Source organism: Shewanella aegiceratis, assembly GCF_019457495.1.
Lineage (GTDB): Bacteria > Pseudomonadota > Gammaproteobacteria > Enterobacterales > Shewanellaceae > Shewanella > Shewanella loihica.
This window is the reverse complement of sequence record NZ_CP080416.1, coordinates 513,942-533,161: the sequence shown is the minus strand read 5'-3', so window position 1 is coordinate 533,161 and position 19,220 is coordinate 513,942. Positions and strand designations below refer to the sequence as shown.

Annotated in this window: 14 protein-coding genes; 8 read left to right on the top strand and 6 right to left on the bottom strand. The window is 50.5% G+C overall.

The genetic code is table 11. From position 1 onward, the window contains the following. Nucleotides 1-33: 33 nt before the first annotated feature. Both K0H80_RS02430 and K0H80_RS02425 read right to left on the bottom strand, forming a co-directional pair. The gene (locus tag K0H80_RS02430; RefSeq protein WP_220072966.1) at nt 34-822 is read right to left on the bottom strand and encodes a hypothetical protein; all 789 of its coding nucleotides are present in this window, start codon (nt 820-822) and stop codon (nt 34-36) included. 2 nt (nt 823-824) lie between these two features. Then, entirely contained in the window at nt 825-1,991 is a 1,167-nt protein-coding gene (locus K0H80_RS02425; RefSeq protein ID WP_220072965.1) for a BamA/TamA family outer membrane protein, read from the bottom strand. Nucleotides 1,992-2,445: 454 nt separating this feature from the next. Here K0H80_RS02425 and K0H80_RS02420 point away from each other — a divergent pair, with 454 nt between their 5' ends. Continuing rightward, nucleotides 2,446-3,102 (top strand): Qnr family pentapeptide repeat protein, encoded by a 657-nt coding sequence (locus K0H80_RS02420; protein ID WP_220072964.1) that lies wholly within the window; start codon nt 2,446-2,448, stop codon nt 3,100-3,102. 95 nt (nt 3,103-3,197) lie between these two features. On the opposite strand, the gene K0H80_RS02415 is transcribed toward K0H80_RS02420, so the two are convergent. Next, nucleotides 3,198-3,560 (bottom strand): hypothetical protein, encoded by a 363-nt coding sequence (locus K0H80_RS02415; RefSeq protein ID WP_239869589.1) that lies wholly within the window; start codon nt 3,558-3,560, stop codon nt 3,198-3,200. A gap of 948 nt (nt 3,561-4,508) precedes the next feature. Here K0H80_RS02415 and K0H80_RS02410 point away from each other — a divergent pair. The 3 genes from K0H80_RS02410 (at nt 4,509) to K0H80_RS02400 (ending at nt 9,042) form a co-directional block, all read left to right on the top strand. Then, complete coding sequence (locus tag K0H80_RS02410; protein WP_220072962.1) at nt 4,509-4,883, top strand: molecular chaperone DnaJ; 375 nt, start codon at nt 4,509-4,511, stop codon at nt 4,881-4,883. 30 nt (nt 4,884-4,913) lie between these two features. Then, on the top strand, nt 4,914-5,711 hold the full coding sequence (locus K0H80_RS02405; RefSeq protein WP_220072961.1) for an NYN domain-containing protein: 798 nt from the start codon (nt 4,914-4,916) through the stop codon (nt 5,709-5,711). A 64-nt stretch (nt 5,712-5,775) separates the two neighbouring features. Next, nucleotides 5,776-9,042: a P-loop NTPase fold protein gene (locus K0H80_RS02400; RefSeq protein WP_220072960.1), complete on the top strand. Its 3,267-nt coding sequence runs from the start codon at nt 5,776-5,778 to the stop codon at nt 9,040-9,042. A 460-nt stretch (nt 9,043-9,502) separates the two neighbouring features. On the opposite strand, the gene groL is transcribed toward K0H80_RS02400, so the two are convergent. Then, on the bottom strand, nt 9,503-11,152 hold the full coding sequence (groL, locus tag K0H80_RS02395; RefSeq protein WP_220072959.1) for a chaperonin GroEL: 1,650 nt from the start codon (nt 11,150-11,152) through the stop codon (nt 9,503-9,505). A gap of 56 nt (nt 11,153-11,208) precedes the next feature. After that, nucleotides 11,209-11,499: a co-chaperone GroES gene (locus K0H80_RS02390; protein ID WP_011864277.1), complete on the bottom strand. Its 291-nt coding sequence runs from the start codon at nt 11,497-11,499 to the stop codon at nt 11,209-11,211. Between the two features lie 227 nt (nt 11,500-11,726). On the opposite strand from K0H80_RS02390, the gene K0H80_RS02385 reads away from it, so the two are divergent. Both K0H80_RS02385 and K0H80_RS02380 read left to right on the top strand, forming a co-directional pair. Beyond that, complete coding sequence (locus K0H80_RS02385; protein WP_220072958.1) at nt 11,727-13,094, top strand: MATE family efflux transporter; 1,368 nt, start codon at nt 11,727-11,729, stop codon at nt 13,092-13,094. 16 nt (nt 13,095-13,110) lie between these two features. Continuing rightward, nucleotides 13,111-13,782, top strand: coding sequence for a Qnr family pentapeptide repeat protein (locus K0H80_RS02380; protein ID WP_220072957.1), 672 nt, complete (start codon nt 13,111-13,113; stop codon nt 13,780-13,782). A gap of 2 nt (nt 13,783-13,784) precedes the next feature. On the opposite strand, the gene K0H80_RS02375 is transcribed toward K0H80_RS02380, so the two are convergent. Then, nucleotides 13,785-14,729 (bottom strand): LysR family transcriptional regulator, encoded by a 945-nt coding sequence (locus K0H80_RS02375; protein WP_220072956.1) that lies wholly within the window; start codon nt 14,727-14,729, stop codon nt 13,785-13,787. A gap of 196 nt (nt 14,730-14,925) precedes the next feature. Between K0H80_RS02375 and K0H80_RS02370 the strand changes: the two genes are divergently transcribed. Both K0H80_RS02370 and K0H80_RS02365 read left to right on the top strand, forming a co-directional pair. Then, the gene (locus K0H80_RS02370; protein WP_220072955.1) at nt 14,926-16,008 is read left to right on the top strand and encodes an efflux RND transporter periplasmic adaptor subunit; all 1,083 of its coding nucleotides are present in this window, start codon (nt 14,926-14,928) and stop codon (nt 16,006-16,008) included. 3 nt (nt 16,009-16,011) lie between these two features. Beyond that, nucleotides 16,012-19,086: an efflux RND transporter permease subunit gene (locus K0H80_RS02365; protein WP_220072954.1), complete on the top strand. Its 3,075-nt coding sequence runs from the start codon at nt 16,012-16,014 to the stop codon at nt 19,084-19,086. Nucleotides 19,087-19,220: the final 134 nt, after the last annotated feature.

The following is a 19,220-nucleotide window of genomic DNA, read 5'->3' as shown; positions in this document are numbered from 1 at the left end:
CCTTACCAAAGTGAGGATAGTTGCGGCTCAGCCCTATGAGGCCGAGTCGCAACTCGAGCTGTAGTGATTCAGCTCGATAAGCCCCTGCAGCAAGATGCCGTGATAGCGCGCCTTGATGAGCTGATAATCCAGCTCGGGGGCGAAGTAGTAGGTCACCTCTTCGGCGCCTGTCTGCTCCACCGGCACTAAAGTCAGCTTACCCCAAGGGGTCTGCTGCGACGGCTGAGGGGATTTGACGTAGAATTGATAAGGCTCCATGGCATCCGAGGCCTGACGAACCAGGGCAAACTGATGTCGCCCCTTTAGCAGCAAGCGGCGCATCTCTATAGCCAGTGTGTCCACATCCCGCAGGGCCTTGTCTTTAGAGCGATAGTCGGTCACCTCACCATCCAGAACCACCCGCGCGGCGCGGCCATTGTCGCTAAACTGTACCTGCATGTCGCGGGCGCGAAAGCCGCTCACCTGTTGATGAAACGCCTGGGTGATCCACTCCTGTGTATCCTCCGACCAGCTTAGTTCGGCCCGCTGCCGATAGCGGGTGCCTATGCCTAAGATGCTGGCCTCGCTGTCTGATGTCACCACGGCGCTTTTGCCCTGCCACTGTTCGGTGCGGCTCATGGTGCCCGTGTGTATGCCGCTGAGATAGATGTCGTAATCCGAGCGGCGAGTGCACTGGGCCTTTTTATCTTGTGCATCACGGATCTGAGTCTCGCCCGCCTGCACAGGCTGGCTCGTCGCCAGGGCGGAGATAACAACCGAGGCGCCCAGCACAAACTTGGCGCTGAGACGCAATCGGGCAGGCAGAGCGAGCGGCTGTTGCATCACTAGAAGACTTCGTTGACGTTGAGGTAGAAGTTGGTCTCGTTCTCGCCGACACCAATATCCAGACGCAGGTTAATCTTATCTTTGAGCTTGAAGCGGAAGCCTGTGCCATAGGTGGTCAGCAGTTCCTCGTTAAGCTCGCTCACCTTGTCGGCCACGCTGCCCACACCACCCCAGAACACCATGCCATAACGCTGGAAGATAGGCAGACGGTACTCGACCTGTCCCATCATCATCTGCTTGTCACGGTAGCGGCCCTTGATGTAGCCGCGCATGGCACTTGAGCCGCCGAGGTCCGGCAGCATGTTCCAAGGCACATCGCCACTGGTAAAGTGACCCTGCACCTGCCAGGCGATAAGGCCAGGCATGCCGCTCAGTAAAGAGGTGGTGCTGAGATCGATATAGTTGGCCAGCTCTAGGTCATACTTGGCGAAGCTGTCGTATTCGCTGTTTTGATACAGGCCCGCGTCCAGCTGCAACAACCAGCCCTTGGTGGCGTTGAGGCGATAGTCACGGGAATCATAGATGCTGGTGACCACCAGGCCAGAACTGAAGTTGTCCGGCAAGATGCCGTCGGATGGCAAGGGGATGTCGCCCTCTACCCGAGTAAACTTGTCGGCTTTGGCGTAGGTAAAGTCGGCGCCCACACCAACAAAATAGTTGTCGGCCACATGGGTCATCCAACGCGGCGTGAAGCTGTAGAGCTGCTCGTCGAACTCATGGTGATTGCTGTCGATGTTGCCGTCCGCTATGCCGCGGCCGTAATAGACAGACGCCTCGTTATGCAGCTCCAGGCCCAGCAGCAGGCGTTGCTTGCCGCCGTTGAAGAAGGTCATGTTTTCCACTTCGACGCCGTAGGAGTTGTTCATCGACACGAAGGAGTTAAGCACCAGGGAAGAGGGTTGCTCCTCGGGCGCGGCGCCATCTGCCTTGTATAGGCCGACCATCAGCAGGCCCACGCCAAACTTCTTCTCCGGCGTGTAATAGGCGGTCGGCAGATAGCTCATGTCTATGGTCTTGCTGTCGTCAAACTCACCGTCGGCACCGAAGACGTCCAGGATCTCATCGACCCAGGTAGGCTGCATATCTTTTGGCGTTTCAATCAGGGGGTCGACCGCAAAGGCCATTTGAGAAAAGGCCAGCAGGGACAAGCATAAAATCCGTTTCATAAACACTCTAATGATTAGTCAGGAAAAATAGGATGTTAGGAGTCAAAGGCAAGCGTATTTGCAGCTCTCGCTATCAGCAAAACGACTCTAGCAAGGATTCAAACAACTGCGGCGACCGCAAGCCGAGCGGCATTTTAACACCCCAGCGGGTTTCAACAACGACTTTTCGATTAACAAATGTTCAAAAATAGCCCCAATGGCTCAATTAAAAGTGCCGCGAAGATGCAACTGGCCCCTGTGATCGGTCCAAATTTAAACAAACTCTCTGGGGCTAAAAACTTTTTTCATCATCTGTTCATACCGATTCGATGACGAAAGTGGCTTACAGCGCCATTTACCCCCCTTAAAATCGCGATTTAGGCATAGTTTAAACCGCTGATTTTCAAGGAGTTAATTTTAATGAAAATCAAGGTCTTGGATGCTAAGGTGCAGGCGATTTATTTGAGGAGTAAGCATGGATCTTATTGACAAAGTTTTTACACAACAGGACTTTTCGCACCAAGACTTGAGCGACAGACGTTTTCGACGTTGCCACTTTTACCAGTGTGATTTTCGCCACACCAAGCTGCGCGATGCCAGCTTCGAAGAGTGTTATTTCATCGAACCCGGCGCCATAGAAGGCTGCCACTTTAACTACGCCGATCTGCGCGATGCGAGCTTTAAGGCGTGCCGACTCTCTCTGTCCAACTTTGCAGGCGCCAACTGTTTTGGCATCGAATTTAGAGAGTGTGATCTCAAGGGAACAAACTTTTCACGCGCCCGGTTTTACAACCAGATCAGTCATAAAATGTATTTCTGCTCCGCTTATATCTCTGGCTGTAACCTCTCCTATGCCAACTTGAGCGACCAATGCCTGGAGAAATGCGAACTATTTGAAAACAACTGGCGCAACGCCAATCTCATCGGTGCATCGCTAATGGGATCCGATCTTAATCGCGGCACCTTTTCTAGAGATTGCTGGCAGAACTTGAACATACGCGGGTGTGACCTCACCCATGCCGAGCTAGAGGGACTCGACATCAGAAACGTCAACTTGGAAGGCGTGAAGATCTGTGCCTGGCAGACGGAACAATTACTGGAACCGCTAGGCATAGTCGTGATGCCAGACTAACCGCGATAGGGATAACCTTATACTCATAAGCGATACCCATATTACGCGAGCCAAGCCATAGCTCCCGATAACTATTTACGGGAGCGGAGGGTTCATTAGCGTACCCAGCGCATTAGCTGATTGGCGTCTTGCACCGCAAACTGACGCTTAATCAGCTTGCCCGAGCCATCGAACAGCAGGAGTTCGGCGGCGCCCGCCCGGTATTTGGCGATAAGCTTATCCCCCTCTGGGGTGCCGACTCTGGCCAATAAGAACACCAAGTTATCGCCCAGATGACCACGCGCCTCGTTCATCTGCTCTGTCTGGCTATGGCTCACCGCCAGGTTAGGGTCGTAGACAAACACTAGGGCAGGCGTGCCTTTACCTATCTCCTCATGGGTCGCCTTAAAGCCCTTAGGCATCATCATAAGCAGCAGCGCAATCAGGCCCAACACGCCTAGGCTGACCCCGATAGCCATCCAAGGCCCCCGCTTAGTCCCGTTTAAATGCCGCTCTCCCATGATGCTAGCTCCCTTGATAACCATTCCAGATACACAACAGTCACCATGTTACCTAGGCAAGCTGAGGCAAATCTTAAAAATGGGTCAATAGACAGGGAAAGATTGCGACTAGCTGAAATGCAGGCTCGAACACTGGCCATACACGCCTCTCAGCCCCCAGTTATCCCCAAGCGATACCTTATTCACTATTGCCTTGCTCGGCGGCGATACTGTAGGATAAGTTAATATTTTGTTGTTAAAACAACACTTAAGCACTCACTAAAGTATGTAAATAGGCGTTAGCTAAAGTACGCGAACGAATGTCAGGGATGGCGTCGCTCTCATAGAGAGTCGGCATAAGGCAAGGATAGCTTTTTCAATCCTCACCTCAAACTCCCCCTCTCAGGCTCTCAGGCTCGCAGGCTCTGGCTCTGGCTCTGGCTCTGGCTCAGCCAACTTTAGCGCGATAGCAAAGCAGATAAGTAAACTGTGCAGTTTGTGACCTTGGATAAGGTTTTATCCGCAGCAGCTTGATAGCTTTAATCTTGTTTTTATTAGCTTTAATTGGATTTAATGCGCTCTGGAATAGCTAGAATTTCGGGCGGTAGCTATCGCCAATGATAGGGATGACAGCCCAGATGCTGTTTTGATACCTGATGCCAAGCTGCGCTTGGCGAAAGTCGTGGTGTTCCACACCACACCGGGGGAAAGGGGACCGTTTCGACAGGCAATTGCGTCCATGCAAAAGTGCCAGCTCACCATCCATGGTTCGCGCTCATGAGCGCTCTACGAGCAATCGCCCTTATCAATCCCCCTGCTAGCCGCTTCGAGCGGGAATTGGGCAATCTGAATCCCGTACCCTTCATGTAAGGCTACCTGCATCTAATCAACAAGTCTTAGAGATGCATTGTCAAAGGAATGAGTTTGATGCAAGAAGTCAAAGTAAACCTGTATGACTGTCAACACTGCTTGGGTACAGGTACCTGCACCAACGGCAAAGATAATTGTTCATGTGAAGCCTGTGCCAAGAAGAACGAACTCCCTTTCTGGCGTAGACAAAATCAGCATGGACTGATGTGTGGCTCATGTGGCGGCATAGGTAAAGCTGAGCCCCTAACCGAGAGAATGAACAAACGAATCGCTCCTTTGCTAGCGATGGCTATCGTCGCAAGCCTATTAGTCATCATTGCGACGGCAGCAGTTTTTGAAAACAAGTACTTCTCTGAAATTCTTGCATTTTCGAGCGCCATCATAGGTTCTATCTGTGGCTTTTACTTCTCTGCCATTAAGAGTCAAAGCTAATTCTAATAAAGACTAATTTGGGGCTAACGGATGCAAGACGTAGCGAAAATAGCGGTGTTTATCGACGCAGATAACGCACCGGCAAGAAAGTTTGATGTGATCTTGGCTGAGCTTGCCAAACATGGTGTGGTGAGTATTCGCAAAGCCTACGGCAACTGGAAAAGCCCAGGCCTGAAGCATTGGGAAGAAATACTGCACGAATATGCCATTCAACCGATTCAGCAGTTCGACCTGACCAAAGGAAAGAACGCCACCGATATCGCTTTGGTGATCGATGCGATGGACATCTTATACACCAAAGACATAGATATTATGTGCCTCATCTCCTCAGACTGCGACTTCACCCCCTTGGTCACCAGAGTGCTCTCAGACGGCAAAAAGGTATTCGGCTTTGGCGAACGTAAAGCCCCCACCGCATTCGTTAACAGCTGCTCCCGCTTCCTCTACTTAGATGCAGAACCCGAGGTCGAAACCGAAGCAGAAGTGCCTATAGAGAAAGTTACTGAGTCAGCAACAGAGAAAGAACACAAAGCAGCCACGACAACCACAAAAGCCAGTACCCCCCGAAAACAAAACCTTAAAGGTGACACCAAGTTAATTCACCTACTGCGACAAGCAATTGAGGCAACAGAAGAAGATGACGGCTGGTCACGCCTCGGCCCAATTGGCTCTCACATTTCGAACCACAGTTCATTCGACCAAAGAAACTATGGCTTCAAGAAACTCAGCGATCTCTTCGCCGCCATCGACCTATTCGAGATGCGAAAAACCAACGGCTCAGTCATGTGGATCAGAGAAAGCAAACGAGCCAAGAAAAGTGGGAAATGAAACACTTAATAACCCTCGGTGATTATCTATATCAAACCGTAGATTAACGCTACAAAGGTGAAGAATGAAATATCAAATTGAATGCCCATCGGATGAAGACCTCTTTGAAAGTAGCGGCCATAGCAATGCAGCTAAAGCTATCGAGAAAGTAATACTAGAACAAAGTTGTATTCATTCAATTGGTCTTGAAGGAGAGTTAGGTTCAGGTAAAAGTACCGTTCTTAAACTGCTAGAGAAGAGACTACCTAATGATAAGTATAAATTTATTACATTCGATGTTGAACAATATCACCATTCATCTACCAAAGCTGCGTTTGTCAAACATTTAAGAGATTCTGTCATTGAATTATTTGGAAGTGATGACTCGCACAACTCTGAAAAAATTAGAAACAGTGTCATTAGCGCAGCAGATAGGGCACTAGGAAATGAGCTAACATATACAAAAAAAGTAAAAAGTAATATAAGTTGGTACACCGTCTCTTTTGCTATCTCGTTGATGTTATCCGTAAAATATGCAAAAGAATCATTGGAGAATATTTTTTATACCGCTGGAACAATATGGCCAGGATATAATTCATATAACTTTAGTTCAAGCGAAACAATCACCACTTTCCTAGGTTTATCACCGTTTATAGTAGCCTTAGTAATGTTATATCAAAAGAGGAAAGAAGCTAATGCCCCTCTAGAAGATAGAAACGTGCCTAATATAGGTGACATTTTCAAGCGAAATTCAGAAGATAAAATTACAGAGAAACTACAGGTTACGCGAGAGGTCGGCGCTAGCGAACTTAAAAAAGCCTTTCAACAAATAGTATCTGCCATTCCAAAAAACCAATGTGTAATACTAGTAATTGATAATCTTGACCGTGTAGATAAAGCAAAAGTAAGAGAGGTATGGAGTGATTTGGAAATATTCACTTCTTTTGGAGGTGATAATTTAAGAGTGATTGTTCCTTTCTCAGAAAAACATGTATCAATTGCTCTATCAGAAAGTGATCAAAATGATGGGACTGAGTTCATCTTAAAAAGATTACCCGTTAAATTCAGAACACCGCCAGTTGTATCAGCTGGATGGAGAAAGCCATTTGAATACTATTGGAATGAAACTCTGGTTGGAAACCATGGGTTTGAACTATGTGCAGAACTAATTGACATCTGGATCGCGCCGAAAAAACATATTACACCTCGATTCTTAAAAACACATATAAACGAAATAGCTGTCGCGTTAAACTCCACTCCAGAAAAAATATCTACTGTATCTTGTTCAGCTTATCTTCTTTCTCAGCGCTCCTTTGAGTTTAACTTTAAAGACTTAATATCAAGTGAAAATAAAGATGATGAAAAACAAAATACAATTTCACTAACTCGAAAAATTTTAAGAAAGAATCTTTCAGATGAAGAATGGTCCTCAGAGATTATGTCAATTCATTATCAAACCAATATTGAAATTGCAAAAAGTGAATTATTAGAGACACCATTAAAAAGTGCAGTTAATAGAAATGATTTTGATGATGTAGTAGAACTTTCTCATCTATTTGGTTTTGAAATTTCCTTCCAAAGGCTTCTTGGAAACACAGATCCATACTCAATGGTTATACTAGCAGCTAATTATGACGAGGACATAGAAAGCCATTTTGACTGGCTAGACAAATGGGTTAGTCAAATAAACTTATACCTTGAACAAGAAAAAAACAACCCTCAAGGCTACAACCAAGAGTTACTAAACTCTTATAAAAAATTGAAATCGGTAGGATATGAATTATCTAGTAGCCGCTTAATCACTGAACACACAGAAATTGCAAAAACAGCAAAATCTCACATGGCTATAGAGAAATCTCATGTCAACCTATTGCACAACCTGTATGACATTGAAAGTATAATTGGATATGAACACACTCCAAAATTTATATCAACACCAAGCGAAAGTTATCTTGTGAATGAACTGTGGGAATTAAGAGAGTCATTTCCTAAATGGATGATTGAAGAAAAACCTGAAATATTGTCCGTAGAAAAACTTATAACCGAACTCTCAAAAATGGATTTTGAATCAACTAACAGTTTAATATTAAGGATTTCCGAGTACATAAGACTAGGAGATATTTCTTACTCTAAACCTTCATCATTACCATTACCTAAAAGAAATTTTGAAGATTTTGACTATGATGATTGTGATTATCCACAAGTTCTTTTAGCATCAGATTTTTCAGACAGTTCCACATCGAATGAGTTAATTAAGTATATAGAAGAAAACAAAGAGTCTGAATACATTCAGGAATGGGCAGCATTAACATTCACTTCATGCCTAGCATCAAATAGTCTTATGGTTACTCATAATAATTCAACATATTTAGATTATTTATTGGATAACTTTTATGACAGTAATCATGTTTTACCTCTTATTGAAAACTTTTTAGCATTCTCCAGAAGCTTTGAAAACTTACTAAAATCAACAGAAAACGAACTACCTATTGAAATTAAGAAATTAGTCTACAGTTACATCGGAATGGGTAGGGTTAACGCTCTAAATATCAAAGTCATTTCAAATAACTACTACACAAAAATCCTTAAACACATTGATAATGAAATGATAGATAAAACAGTAAACCAGCTTATCAGATGGAAACGATTCGTTAACTTTAAAGACAATGATATTTTTCAATGGCAACCAGAGTTCATAACGGATACATTGAATTATAGCCGGGAGTGGCGAGAATTAATAACAACCTGGTTTGATTCGGGGGAAAATACTGAAGAATTTTGGGAGCATGCGATATCACAGGGAACATCTCAACTTGAAGCAATTATCGAATGGTATATATTAAGAAGAAAAAAAATAAAGAACACATCTAAACTCACATCTGTTTTACTAGAAACATTAGACAGTCTTATATCTGACAAAAACTCTTCTAGCATAGTCAAACAGATAGTAAAAATATTACCAAAACGAACATCTGGAAAAATTGAAAGAGAGGCATCAAAAAGACTTATTAGTGAACAGACATCACTCGAACACAAACTAAACTTAATCGGAAACTTTGGAGACCACATACACTTACCAAACTTCAAAAGTAATGCATCAATAGAAATAGTCATTCATCTAATAGAGAACCTTAAATCTCAAATAATGGTTGACTGGTTCTGTGAGCAAAAGCCTATTTTAAACTCTATCGACTGGGGAAAATATACGTCAGATTTTAGCCAGGCGTTAAAAAATATTGAAGAGCACTTCGACATAAAAGAGTTAAGTGATTTTATAATTGAAGAAACAGACTTAGAAGCTGATAAATTAGACATAGAAGATGAAGAAATTGAGATAGCGTTAAAAGCATAATCAATCTTACTCAATTCATGTGAGCCCCCTAGTCACTCATAACTCCTGCCCATAAAACTTTAGCCACAATGAAAGCCCTGATTCCGCTAATTATCGGGGCTTTACTATTTAACTAACTTGATTTCAGGCTGTTAAACTTAATACCTGCAGAGTATTTTACGAGGGATAAATCTTGTCAAAGCCAGGCGCTTTACCGCGACGTTTAGCTGTCTGCTAACACCTTACAAGCATGTGGCAACACAAAGCCGCTTACTCTCTCACCACAAATAAAAAGCCCCGATACCGTTAGGTATCGGGGCTTTACTATTAAATTAACTTGGTTTCAGGCTGTTAAGCTTAAGACCAGCAGAGTATTTTACGTGGGATAAATCTTGTTAGAGCAAGGCGCTTTACCGCGACGTTTAGTGTACTAAACGAGTGGTGAAGCAACGCAGCTATCACAGATTTAGGCCCGTAAAATTTACATCATGCCGCCCATTCCGCCCATACCACCCATACCACCCATGCCGCCCATATCGCCAGCACCAGCTTCTTGTGGAACTTCACCCACCATAGCTTCGGTGGTGATCATCAGACCTGCGATAGATGAAGCGAACTGTAGTGCGCTACGAGTCACCTTAGTTGGGTCAAGGATACCCATCTCTAGCATGTCACCGTATACGTCGCTACCGGCGTTGTAACCATAGTTACCAGAGCCGTTCTTAACGTTGTTCGCTACAACTGAGGCTTCTTCACCTGCGTTGGTTGCGATTTGACGCAGTGGCGCTTCCATGGCGCGCAGTGCGATAGTCACACCGTGCTTCTGGTCTTCGTTAGCCACGTCCAGCTCGCCAATCTTAGAGGCAACACGGATCAGAGCAACACCACCACCGGCAACCACACCTTCTTCAACGGCGGCGCGAGTCGCGTGCAGCGCATCTTCTACGCGAGCCTTCTTCTCTTTCATTTCAACTTCGGTAGCGGCACCAACTTTGATCACTGCAACACCGCCGGCCAGCTTAGCCATACGCTCTTGTAGCTTCTCTCTGTCGTAGTCTGAAGTAGACTCTTCAGCCTGGATCTTGATCTGGGCAACGCGGGCAGAGATCTGCTCTTGCTCGCCGGTACCGTCGATGATGGTAGTGTCATCTTTGGTGATAACCACGCGCTTAGCAGTACCTAGGTCTTCCAGAGTCGCTTTTTCAAGCTCTAGGCCGATCTCTTCTGCAATTACAGTACCGCCAGTCAGGATAGCGATATCTTGTAGCATCGCCTTACGACGGTCACCGAAACCAGGTGCCTTAACCGCAGCTACTTTAACGATGCCGCGCATGTTGTTCACAACCAGAGTCGCTAGGGCTTCGCCTTCAACGTCTTCTGCGATGATCATCAGTGGCTTACCGGTTTTCGCCAGACCTTCAAGGATTGGCAGTAGCTCACGGATGTTAGAGATCTTCTTGTCAACCAATAGGATGTAAGGGTTTTCAAGTTCAACGCTGCCGGTTTCTGGCTTGTTGATGAAGTATGGAGACAGGTAACCACGGTCGAACTGCATACCTTCAACCACGTCCAGCTCGTTCTCCAGCGCCTGACCTTCTTCAACTGTGATCACGCCTTCTTTACCGACTTTTTCCATCGCAGTTGCGATGATTTCGCCGATTGACTCGTCAGAGTTAGCAGAGATGGTACCTACCTGAGCGATAGCCTTAGTGTCGCTACACTCTTGAGACAGGGTTTTCAGCTCGGCAACAGCAGCCACAACCGCCTTGTCGATACCGCGCTTAAGATCCATTGGGTTCATGCCAGCGGCAACGGCTTTCAGGCCTTCGGTTACGATGGCTTGTGCCAGTACAGTTGCAGTAGTGGTACCGTCACCGGCGGCGTCGTTGGCTTTAGAAGCAACTTCTTTCACCATCTGCGCGCCCATGTTTTCGAACTTGTCTTCCAGTTCGATCTCTTTAGCTACCGATACACCGTCTTTGGTGATCAGCGGCGCGCCGAAGCTCTTGTCTAGAACTACGTTACGGCCTTTAGGGCCCAGGGTAACTTTAACTGCGTTAGCCAGTACGTTTACGCCCGCAAGCATTTTTACGCGAGCGTCATTGCCAAATAAAACTTCTTTAGCTGCCATGTTCTGTATCCTTTAATAAAATTCTGGTTAAACGGGATATTGAGTAACTTAGTGGATTATTCCACTACAGCCATTAAATCTGATTCAGAAAGGATCAAGACCTCTTGGCCATCGATCTTCTCTTTCTTCACGCCATAACCTTCGTTGAAGATCACTATGTCACCCACTTTCACGTCCAGTGGCTGCACAGTGCCATTTTCAAGAATTCGGCCATTGCCTACTGCAAGAACTTCACCGCGAGTTGACTGCTCGGCTGCACTACCTGTTAGTACGATGCCACCGGCTGATTTTGATTCAACTTCAGAACGCTTAACAATGACGCGGTCATGTAATGGACGAATATTCATCTACGGACTCTCCTAATGATTTTTTTGCCCAACAAACGTTGGCGGTTTATCAAATTAAAAGTGCGGCGAGATCGCTTTCGCCGCGGGATGTTCGATATATGGGGATAAGGTTTAGCAGATCCAAGGGCTTTACAAAAAAAATCTGATTTTTTTTAACTGGGTTTTATAAAAGATCAGCCTTTCCTGATAGAATTGCCCTCCTTCTGTTACCTAGGCATTCCACATACATGAGAGACAGACACGGGCTGCTCAGTCAGCCAATCGGTCGTGTACTGCTAAATATGAGCCTCCCGAACCTGATTGGTATTCTCACCATTCTTGGGTTCAGCCTTGTAGACACCTTTTTTATCAGCCAGTTGGGGACAGAAGCCCTGGCGGCTATCAGCTTTACCTTTCCGGTCACCCTGATCGTCTCCAGCATCGCCATCGGCATAGGTGCCGGGGTATCGACTAATCTCGGCCGCCTAATCGGCAGTGGCAACAGCCCCAAGGCCAAGGTGTTTCTGCACGACGCCCTGCTGATCACCTTCTGGCTGATCGCCGCCCTGTCACTGCTGGGCAGCCTGTTTATCGGCCCGCTGTTTACCCTGCTGGGTGCCAACGACGACAGCCTGCCGCTGATCCGCGACTATATGTTTCTCTGGTATCTGGGGGCGCCGCTACTGGTGCTCTTGATGGTGGGCAACCAGGGGCTGCGCGCCACCGGCGATACCAAGTCGCCGGCCAAGATCATGGCCCTGGCGGCGGTGATCAACCTGGTGCTGGACCCGCTGCTCATCTTCGGCCTCGGGCCCTTTCCCCGCTTAGAAATTCAGGGCGCGGCCATTGCCACCCTGATCTCCTGGGTGGTGGCGCTGTCTCTGTCTGGATACCTTTTGATCATCAAGCGCAACCTGGTGGACTTTGCCGAGTTTAACCTTGAGCGCATTCACTGCAACTGGCGCCAGCTGGCCCATATCGCCCAGCCTGCAGCGCTGATGAACCTGCTCAACCCTGTGGCCAATGCCATCATAATGGCCATGCTGGCCCGCATCGACCACAGCGCGGTGGCAGCCTTCGGCGCCGGTACCCGCCTTGAGTCCGTTTTGCTGATCGCCGTGATGGCGCTCTCCTCCAGTTTGGTGCCCTTTATCGCCCAAAATTTGGGGGCGGGACAGACGGAGCGTGCCCGCGACGCCCTGATGCTGTCGCTGCGTTTCGTGCTGGTGTTCCAGACCCTCATCTATCTGCCGCTGGCACTCATGGCAACCCCAATCGCCCAGCTGTTCAGTAAAGATCCCCAGGTGATCGAGTGGCTCGCTTTTTACATCATCGCCCTGCCCGCCGCCTATGGCCCGCTGGGGATGGTGATCCTTACCGCCACCTCGCTTAACGCCTATCACAGGCCGATGAGCTCCTTGGTGCTTAATGTCTGCCGCCTGTTTCTGCTCCTGCTGCCGCTGGCGGCGCTGGGTTCCTATCTGGGCGGCGTGAAAGGGCTGCTGCTGGCGCTACCTATCACCAACGCCGTGATGGGGATCGCCTGTTATATCCTGGCCAGTCGCATCACAGAGCCAGACACCACGCCCAAGCATGTCGAGATCTACAAGCGTTAACAGAGAGCTAGCCGCCATGGATGATTTACAACACGAGACGCTTGAACAGGATTACTTTGAGCATGACTTTAGCGGTGAGGATCTGCAGGGGCTGAAGTTTCGTCGCTGCCGCTTCGTGCGCTGCAGCTTTAACCGCGCGGACCTGACCGACTGCCACTTCGAGCAGTGTCAGTTTGTCGAGCCCGGCGATCTGCTGGGGTGTGATTTTAGCTACGCCACGCTGATCAACGCCAAGTTCAGTGACTGTCGCCTCAACCTGGCGCGCTTCACCGGTGCCCGCTGTTTCGGCGCCGAGTTTCGAGCATCTAACCTGCAGGGCGCCGACTTCTACCGCGCCAGTTTCGCCAATCAGATAGGCATCAATCACTACTTCTGCAGCGCCGTATTCACTGGCTGTAACCTCGCCTATGGCAACCTGTCTCAGGTGATACTGGAAGAGTGCGAACTGACCGACAACCGCTGGCGCGGCGCCAACCTGACCGGCGCATCGCTTAAGGGCAGTGACCTCAGCGGCGGCGAGTTTAGCCCTGAGCTGTGGGGCGAGTTCGATCTCAGGGGCGCCAACCTGACGAGGGTGGATCTCGAGGGGCTGGATCCCCGCGAGGTGGCGCTGGAAGGGGTGATGATAGACGCCTGGCAACAGAGTCAGCTGCTGGCGCCCTTTGGCTTAATCGTCTGCGGCGAATAGCGTTAAATTAACGGCTTAATCGCCCCCTTGGTCCTGGCTTCACGATCGCAGGCACCATTTTGAAGACACTCATCCAACGCCTTCAACACATGGTCGATAAAGCGTTGACTGGCGAGGCTAATGAAACGCCGCGACGGATAGACGAGGAAGCACTTACCCTCATAGGGCTCGATATCTTCAAATAGCATCACCAGCTTGCCATTTTCCACATATTCCCGGGCGATCGGCAGCGGCATCATGGCGATGCCACGCCCCATCAAGGCGGCCTCTAGACAGGTACTCAGGCTGTTGACACACAGGTTACCCGTTACCGACAGTATCCTGTCTTTGCCGAAGGGCACCTCGTTGAAGATCCTACCGTTGGGATAGCGAAACAAAATGGAGTTATGCTCGGGCAACTCCTCCGGCTTGGTGGGTTTACCCGCCCTCTCCAGGTATTCCGGGCTGGCAAAGAAATGCACGAATTCGCTGATGATGTGCCGCGCCACCATCTCATTCTCGTTAAACGCATCTTCGAGCATGAAGGCCAAGTCGATATTGTTGCGGATCATATCCTTGGGCTCTGAGCTGACGATGATCTCCACCGTTAGCGCCGGATTAAGATCCATAAACTCGAATATCGCTTGGGTGATATACAAGAGCTCAGGGATCGGAAAGATCAGTATGCGTAGATGGCCGGTAACCGCCGCTTCCTTCCCCGACAGCTCGGAGAAGGTCTGCTCCAGAGTCGCCAGCAAGGGCGTGGTTTTATTGTAGAAATGGCTGCCCGAGGCGGTGAGAGTCATGGCGCGACTCTGGCGATGAAACAGCTTAACATTGAGCTCATCTTCCAGCGTCTGCAGGCGCCGACTCAGGGTCGATTTGGGCACGTTGAGAATATCGGCAGCCTCGACCAGGCTGCCTGTCTCGACGATGCGGTGGAACAGGGCAATATCTTCGGTTTTCATCACAGTCTCACTTCAATAACAGGCGGCAGACCCGATTCTGTTATTACTTTGCACACAGTCACCAGGGTAAATCAAGTTAATACAGTTTCAATTTTTGGAACTCACGGTTCCACATAATTCCATTTTAATAGATGTATCGCGCTGCTATCTTAGCCGCCATGAGATACACCTTGTCACAAATGATGGAGTTTACGATATGAAACCCCTTACAACGTCACTTTCACTACTCGTATTAACTCTAGTACTTGCCGGCTGCAGCACAGAATCTGCCGAGATCGCTCCCGAGAGTGTTCGTCCCGTTAAGCTGCTGGAGATCACCGAGTTGGGAAGCGGCACCCTGAGAAGCTTCCCAGCCAAGGTCGCCGCCACCAAGCAGGCGGAACTGTCGTTCAGATTATCGGGCCAGCTGGTCGAGTTTTCCCTGGTGGATGGCCAGCGCGTCACCAAGGGCGAGGTGCTGGCGCGTCTCGACGACAGAGACGCACGCAACCAGCTGCTCAACCGCGAGGCAGATCATGAACTGGCCCAGGCCGACTTTAACCGTAAGGGTGAGCTGCTGCGTCAGGCGCTGATCTCTCAGGCGGAATATGACCTGGCCAAGGCCCAGCTGAAATCCAGCGCCGCCAACCTGGCCAGCGCCCAGGATCAGCTGAGCTATACGGTGATCAAGGCGCCCTTCAGTGGCACGGTCGCCAAGACCAAGATAGAGAATTTCCAGATAGTACAGGCCAACCAGCCGGTTCTGGTGCTGCAGAAAGATCGCTTCATCGACGTGGTGATCCAGGTGCCCGAGTCGCTGGCCAGCCGTGTGACCTCCTTTAACCCACACTCGCCTTCGCTGCCCATGGTGACCTTTAGCAATCACCCGGAGCAGCAGTATGCCGCGCGTCTGAAAGAGTTCGCCACTCAGGTGACGCCGGGCACCCAGAGCTACGAGGTGGTGTTTACCCTGCCGACCCCGACCGAATTTAGCGTGCTGCCGGGCATGAGTGCCCAGCTGATCTTGGATATCGCCGGTCCCGATGCCAAAAAGAAGAGCGCCATAGTGCCGCCGAGCGCCGTGCTCAAGCGAGATCAAGACGGCACGCCTATCGTCTGGACCTATGATCTAGGCACGGGCCAGGTGAGCGCCCGCAAGGTGAGCCTAGGTAAGGTGACCAGTCAGGGGATAGAGATCACCCAGGGCCTAGCGGTAGGTGACCGTGTGGTGGTTGCCGGTGTGGCCCAGCTGCACGAGAATCAGCAGGTCAAGCCTCTGCGCTGGCAACGAGGTGTTTAACAGATGAATTTTGCCGAGTATTCGATCACCCACAAGGTGGTCAGTTGGATGTTTGCCCTGCTGCTCCTCATAGGTGGCAGCCTGTCGTTCATGAGCCTGGGGCAGCTAGAATTTCCCGAATTTACCATTAAAGAGGCACTGGTCGTCACCGCCTACCCTGGCGCCTCGCCGGAGCAGGTGGAGGAAGAGGTTACCCTGCCCCTGGAAGATGCACTGCAACAGCTCGATGGGGTGAAACATATCACCTCGATCAACAGCGCCGGCCTGTCGCAGATCCAGATTGAGATGGAGGACAAGTACGACGCCGAGAAGCTGCCGCAGATCTGGGATCTGGTGCGCCGCAAGGTAAACGATACCCAGGGGAGTCTGCCCAGCGGCGCCATGACGCCTCAGGTGATCGACGACTTCGGCGACGTCTATGGCATTCTGCTCAACCTCAGCGGCGACGGCTACAGCGAACGCGAGCTGGAGAACTACGCCGACTTTCTGCGCCGCGAGCTGGTGCTGGTCGATGGGATCAAGCGCGTCAACATCGCGGGTATCGTCGACCAACAGGTGGTGGTGGAGATCTCCACTCAGAAGATCAACGCCTTAGGCCTTAATCAGGACTATATCTATGGCCTGATCAACAGCCAGAACGTGGTCTCTAACGCGGGGAGCATTCGCGTGGGTGACAATCGCATCCGCATCCACCCCACGGGCGAGTTCGACAGCGTCGAGGCGCTATCACGCCTTGTGGTGAGTGCGCCCGGTAGCGCCAAGCTGATCTACCTGGGGGATATCGCCAACATCTACAAGGCGATGGACGAGACCCCAAGCAACCTGTATCACAGCGGCGGCGATATGGCGCTGTCTGTGGGTATCGCCTTCTCCAGCGGCGTCAACGTGGTCAAGGTGGGCGAAGCCGTCAACCAGAAGATGATGGCACTGAGCGACGAGCTGCCGGTGGGCATGATGCTGACCACAGTCTACGACCAGAGCAAGATGGTGGATCAGACCATCAACGGCTTTTTGGTGAACCTGGCGGAATCGATCGCCATCGTCATCGGCGTGCTGCTGATCTTCATGGGGCTGAGATCTGGCCTGCTGATGGGACTGGTGCTGCTGCTGACCATTCTCGGTACCTTCATCATGATGAAGGTGCTCAATATCGAGCTGCAGATCATCTCGCTGGGGGCATTGATCATCGCCCTGGGGATGTTGGTGGATAACGCCATCGTGGTAACCGAAGGGATCATCATTGGCCTCAAGCGCGGCCAGTCGCGTCTGGAGACCGCCAAGCAGGTGATCACTCAGACCCAGTGGCCACTGCTGGGGGCGACGGTTATTGCCATCATCGCCTTCGCGCCTATCGGTCTGTCGGATAACGCCACTGGCGAGTTTTGTATCTCTCTGTTCCTGGTGCTGCTGATCTCCCTGTTTATCAGCTGGATCACCGCCATGACACTGACCCCCTTCTTCTGCGATCTGCTGTTTAAGGATGGCGAGATCCCCGATGAGGCGGATAGCGACCCCTACAAGGGTTGGCTATTCCAGCTCTATCGCGGCAGCCTGAGCCTGGCGATGCGTTTTCGCGGCCTAACCCTGCTGGTCGTGCTGCTGGCCCTGGTGGGCTCGGTGATGGGCTTTAGTCAGGTGAAAAATGTCTTCTTCCCGGCCTCAAACACCCCTATCTTCTTCGTGGATGTGTGGATGCCGGAAGGCAGCGACATCAAGGCCACCGAGGCACTGTTGGGTCGTATCGAGCAGGATCTGATGGCGGAGCAGGAGAAACAGGATCTCGGCCTGGTAAACATCACCAGCGTGGTCGGCCAGGGTGCCCAACGCTTCGTGCTGCCCTATGTGCCGGAGAAGGGCTACGCCGCCTACGGTCAGCTGCTGATCGAGATGACCAATCTCGAGACCCTCAACGCCTATATGCGTAAGCTGGAGCAGGATCTGGTACAGCACTATCCAGAGGCGGAATATCGCTTCAAGTATATGGAGAATGGCCCCAGCCCGGCGGCCAAGATCGAGGCGCGCTTCTACGGTGAAGACCCAGAGATGCTGAGACAGCTGGCCCAGCAGGCAAGCGAGATCTTCCTCGCCGAGCCGAGCGCCACCAGCGTGCGCCACAACTGGCGTAACCAGGTGACCCTGGTGCGTCCACAGCTGGCACTGGCTCAGGCCCGGGAAACCGGCATCAGCAAGCAAGATCTGGATAATGCCCTGCTGACCAACTTCAGCGGCAAGCATGTCGGCCTGTATCGCGAGAACAGCCATCTGCTGCCGATTATCGCCCGCGCGCCGGCCGATGAGCGTCTCAATGCCGACAGCATCTCGGCGCTGCAGGTGTGGAGCACGGAAAACAACGTCTTCGTGCCCATCTCTCAGGTGGTCAGTGACTTCACCACAGAGTGGGAAGATCCGCTGATCATGCGCCGCGACCGTAAGCGGGTGATCTCTGTGCTCGCCGACCCGGTGAACGGCGGCAACGAGACCGCAGACTCGGTATTTAGAAAGCTGCGACCTAAGATCGAGGCCATCAGCCTGCCTGCCGGCTATGAGCTGGAATGGGGCGGCGAATATGAAACCTCCAGCGAGGCGCAGCAGTCGGTATTTAGCTCGATCCCACTTGGCTACCTGGCGATGTTCCTGATAACCGTGCTGCTGTTTAACTCGGTCAGGCAGCCACTGGTGATCTGGTTTACCGTGCCGCTGGCGCTGATCGGCGTGGTCTCTGGCCTGCTGCTGTTCGATGCCCCCTTCAGCTTCATGGCGCTGCTGGGCCTGCTGAGTCTGACCGGGATGATCATCAAGAACGGTATCGTCCTGGTGGATCAGATCAACCTCGAGCTGAGCCAGGATAAGGACGCCTACCGCGCGGTATTCGACTCCTCGGTGAGCCGTGTGCGTCCGGTGTTGATGGCGGCGATCACCACCATGCTGGGGATGATCCCCCTGCTGCCGGATGCCTTCTTCGGCTCCATGGCGATCACCATCATCTTCGGCCTGGGCTTTGCCTCTGTGCTCACCCTGGTGGTGTTGCCGGTAGCCTACACCCTAGTCTTCGGCATCAAGGTGCCTAAGGCGCAATAACCCCTTTCCATTTCGCTTCCCGGCGTGCCCGGCTCGAGAGAGTCGGGCTTTTTCTTTGGTTCATCTCGGATTAGCGGCAAGCTGGATTTACACCCGCTCACCACAGCCGCCTTGTCTCACTCACCACACAGGAG